We start from the raw sequence: 4,509 nt of genomic DNA, 5'->3' as shown, positions 1-4,509 counted from the left end.
CGGTGCCCGCACGCATGCCGCGCCCGCCGCCGCCGCCGATGGCCTTGATCATGATGCCGCTGGCCCCGTCGGCCTGCTGCCGCGCAAAGAACTGCTGTGCCTGCTCCAGCGTCACGGCCTCGGTGCTGCCGGGCATCAGGGGCACGCCGCATTGCTGCGCCAGCGCACGGGCTCTGGCCTTGTCGCCAAGCAGCGCCAGCTGCTCGGGCGTCGGGCCGATAAAGCGCAGTCCCGCTGCCGCACAGGCGCGCGCAAAGTCTGCGTTCTCGCTGAGAAAGCCATAGCCCGGGTGCAGCGCATCGCAACCGTGCTGCTGGGCAATCCGCAGCAGATGCGCACCATCGAGATAGGCAGCCGGGCCGCTCGCGCCCAGTGCCTGCGCTTCGTCAGCCGCCTGCACATGCGGAGCCGCCGCATCATCGGCGGCATACACCGCCAGGCTGGCAATGCCCAGTTCCTGCAGCGCACGGATGATGCGCAGCGCGATTTCACCGCGGTTGGCGATCAGGACTTTCTTGAACATAGGACTCTCGTTTTATTAGCTTTTAGCGCTCACCAATCAATGGTCACAACCACTTTTGATGCAAAAAATCAGGGGATATCTCGCAGCAAACGGCGCAGCACCTTTCCTGCGCCCGTGGCCGGTAGCGCATCGATGAAGCGCACCTCGCGCGGAGCCTTGTAGCTGGCCATGTTTTCCTTGCTCCAGGCCAGCAGCCCGTCCGCCTCCAGGCTTTGTCCGGGCTTGCGCACGATGAAGGCGCGCACGACCTCGCCTTTCTGGGCATCGGCAACACCGATCACGGCAGCCTGGGCGATGGCCGGATGCTTGATCAGAATCGTCTCCACTTCTTCGGGGAAGACGCTGTAGCCCGAGACCTTGATCATTTCCTTGAAGCGGCCGATGAAGGTCAGATAGCCGTCCGCATCGAATCTGCCCATATCGCCGGTATGCACCCAGCCGTCCTTGAGCGTCTTGGCCGTGGCCTCGGGCTTGTTCCAGTAGCCCTTGAAGTTGCCCGGGCCGCGAATGATGATCTCGCCCACCTCGCCTGCCGCCAGCGGCGCGCCGGTCTCAGGATCTATCACCCGGATCTCGTTGCCAGGTGCTGGTTTGCCATGCGTGCCCCAGCGAATGGCATCGCCCGGCATGAAGGTATCCATGGTGTGGGTTTCGGACAGGCCGTAGGCCGCCTCACTGGAGATGGCGTTGGGTGCGAACCTGCGCCATTGCTGCGCCAGATCCTCGGTATAGGTGATGCCGAAGCTGGTGACGGTGTTGCGGCGCAGCGCGCTGAAATCCATCTTCTCCACGCCGGGCACCTGCATCAGCGCCACATTCATGGGCGCGATGCTGTACCACCAGCTGACGCGGTAGCGCTCCAGCGCCTGCGCCACGGCCAGCGGATCGAAGCGATGCAGCAGCACGCAGGTCGCTCCCGAATGCACGGGCATGTTCACCCCCATGGACATGCCGGCGATGTGATAGAGCGGGGCAACAGCCAGCAACACATCCTCGGCACTGACGCCGGTCACCCGGGACGCACCGGCGGTCTTGTACGCGGCCGCGCCAAAGCTCAGCATGGCGCCTTTGGGCAGGCCCGTGGTGCCCGAGGTATAGGTCATCAGCGCCACCTCGTCCATGTCCACCTCGACATGGGAAGGCCTGGCGCCGCTGTGCATGAGATCCCAGAAGGACGTCACATTGCCGGGCAGCGGCTGCACGGGGGCCTGCAGTTCGGCAGGCAGGGGCAGCGTGGCTCTGGCGGGCAGCCAGTCGCCGTAGCGCACGGCCAGCACATGCTGCAGCGCGGTGCTGCCGCGCACCTTGTCGACCACGGGCAGCAGCACATCGGCCGCGATGATGACCCTGGCCTGCAGATCGTTGAGCTGATATTCGAGTTCATGCTCCTTGTTCAGCGGCCCGCAGGGACAGACGATGGCAGCGATCTTCTGCACCGCGTAGTGCGCAATGATGTACTGCGGGCAGTTGTTCATGAACAGGGCGACGGGCTCGCCGGGCTTCACGCCCAGTTGCTGCAGATGCGCGGCCACGGCATCGCTGGCCTCATCCACCTGGCGCCAGCTGATGTGCTGGCCGTACCAGATATAGGCATCGCGCTCGGGGTGGTTGCGCGCATTGCGGCGCAAGGCCTCATGCAGGGGAATGAGGATTTCGGATTCAGCCATGGTTGTCTCCTGGGTGTCTCGTATAGACCGAACAGCGGCGCCACTTTGCGGGCGTTCTCAGGGATTGCCTTAGGGCAATCTGCTGCTCGGCGTCTTGTCAATGTATACCTGCCGGTAGAACAATGCTACCCATTGGTATAACGAATGCGACACACGCAAACCCTCATGCCCGCCACGACCAGAAAGACCGAGAAAAAGCCGGCTGCGCCCGTGGCGCCGCGCGGCCGCCAGCGCCTGCCCACCGCTGGCTCCGACGAGAAGCGCGAGCGCATTCTCAAGGCCGCCGAAGCCCTGTTCGACCGCTATGGCTATGCCAACACCACCATCGAGCAGATCGTGCAGGCACTGGGCGTGACCAAGCCCTTTGTCTACTACTACTTTCGCAACAAGCAGGAGATCTTCGAAACCCTGTGCTGGGCACCGACTGAGGCCTGCTTCACGGTGCTCGACTTTGCGGCCGACGACCCGCGCCCCGCGCATGAGAAGGCCATCGACGGCCTTCAGCGACTGATCGCCGCCACCATTGCGCACTATCCGGCGGGCTTCTTCCCCTACCGCGAGCCGCAGGCCTTCAGCCCCGCCTATCTCAAGGCCTCGCGCAATGTGGCCCAGCAGTTCTACAAGCAGTTCTGCGCCCTGCTCGACGAAGGCCGCGCCAGCGGGCATTTCGACTTCCGCGACACCCGCATCACCGCCCAGGCGGCCTGCAGCCTGCCCGGATTTCTCTACAACTGGTATCAGCCTGGCGGCAAGCTGGGCCCGGCCGAGATGGTGGTCGAGCTCACCGATCTAGCCTCGCGCGTGCTGGGCCTGCGCACTGCTGCGGCCCCTGCGCGAAAGCGTGCGGCCAGGGCCGCACCGGCGCCGGCAGCGCAGACCCCTTCGCCCCCCAGGCGCCGCAAGAGCGCTTCATCCACCACCAACAGCGCCAGCTGAGAGCCTCGAAGGCCAAGGCGCAATTCCAACTCCCTGGAGACAAAACCATGTCAGTTCGCTTCTCAGCCCTTGCGCTGGCCGCCGGCCTTTGTGCCGGCACCGTATCCGCCCAGACGGCAGAGCCGTTCAAGATCGCGTTCATCGACCCTCTCTCCGGCCCGTTTGCCAATGTGGGGGAAGTCATGCGCAACCATGTGCTCTATGCCGTCGATGACGTGAATGCCAAGGGCGGCCTCTACAACGGAACCAAGTTCCAGCTGCTGCAGTTCGACAGCAAGCTCTCGGCCCAGGAAAGCCAGAGCGCGCTGCAGGCTGCCATAGACCAGGGCGCGCGCGTAGTGGTGACGGGGGGCTCGGGATCCTCGGTGGTCACGGCGCTGGTGCAGGCGGCGGCCCGCTACAACCAGCGCAATCCGGGCAAGGAGGTGCTGATACTCAACCACAGCTCCATCGATCCCGAGCTGACCGGCAAGTCCTGCAGCTTCTGGCATTTCATGTTCGACGCCAACACGGCCATGCGCATGCAGGCCATCGCCAACTACATCAAGACCCAGCCCGAGATCCGCAAAGTCTTTCTGCTCAACCAGGACTATGCCCATGGCAAGCAATGGGCCAGCTTCGGCCGCAGCATGGTAGCCAAGGCAAGACCGGATGTGCAGTTCGTGGGCGAGACCTTGCACCCCATGGGTCGCATCAAGGACTTTGCGCCCTATGTGGCCAAGATCAAGGAGGTCGGCACCGATTCGGTCATCACCGGCAACTGGGGCCAGGATCTGGCCCTGCTGCTCAAGTCGGCCGGCGACTCGGGCTACAACCTGCGCTACTTCAACCACAGCGCAGGCGGCTTTCCGGGCACCGTGACCTCGATTTCCCAGGCAAGGATAGGCCAGGTGACCTGGGTCGCGGAATGGCACCCCGGCATGGCCGACCGCGCCCAGGCCGACGCCCGGGCCAGGGAGTACAAGGCCAGGATGAACCAGGACTTTCTGGCCCCGCGCATGGACCTGGTGCCGCGCATGCTGGCCGCTGCCATGGCCAAGGCCCAGTCCACCGAACCCGTGAAAATTGCCAAGGCCATGGAGGACATGTCCATGGACACAGTCTTCGGCCCCGTCAAGATGCGCGGCAAGGACCATCAGCTGCTGCTGCCCCAGGTCGTCAACACCATCGCCCCCGTGGATGGCAAGCTGGTCAAGACCGGCTGGGAAGGCACGAACTACGGCTTCAGAACCGACGCCGTCTATTCCGCCCAGCAGCTTGATCTACCGACCGAATGCCAGATGAAGCGGCCTTGAGCACAATCTCCTGTGCGGTATGGCATAGCCTAAGCGGTCTGATACCGGCGCGGACCAACTCAGAGACACCAAGGAAGGGCCGCCCCGC

At 64.2% G+C, this 4,509-nt stretch carries 4 protein-coding genes; 2 read left to right on the top strand and 2 right to left on the bottom strand.

The window, feature by feature from the left end; translation table 11 throughout:
* Both ACLBXN_RS11465 and ACLBXN_RS11460 read right to left on the bottom strand, forming a co-directional pair.
* A partial coding sequence (locus ACLBXN_RS11465) for a biotin carboxylase N-terminal domain-containing protein (protein WP_447612202.1) occupies positions 1-523 on the bottom strand: 523 nt, incomplete at its 3' end.
* A gap of 68 nt (positions 524-591) precedes the next feature.
* Positions 592-2,190, bottom strand: a complete 1,599-nt coding sequence (locus ACLBXN_RS11460; protein ID WP_447612201.1) for an AMP-binding protein — start codon at positions 2,188-2,190, stop codon at positions 592-594.
* 165 nt (positions 2,191-2,355) lie between these two features.
* Here ACLBXN_RS11460 and ACLBXN_RS11455 point away from each other — a divergent pair, with 165 nt between their 5' ends.
* Positions 2,356-3,126, top strand: a complete 771-nt coding sequence (locus ACLBXN_RS11455) for a TetR/AcrR family transcriptional regulator (RefSeq protein ID WP_167003755.1) — start codon at positions 2,356-2,358, stop codon at positions 3,124-3,126.
* Between the two features lie 47 nt (positions 3,127-3,173).
* Positions 3,174-4,421 (top strand): branched-chain amino acid ABC transporter substrate-binding protein, encoded by a 1,248-nt coding sequence (locus tag ACLBXN_RS11450; protein ID WP_447612200.1) that lies wholly within the window; start codon positions 3,174-3,176, stop codon positions 4,419-4,421.
* Positions 4,422-4,509: the final 88 nt, after the last annotated feature.

Source organism: Comamonas sp. C24C (genome assembly GCF_053345995.1).
The sequence above is the reverse complement of the archived record's forward strand: the minus strand, read 5'-3'. Positions and strand labels throughout refer to the sequence as shown.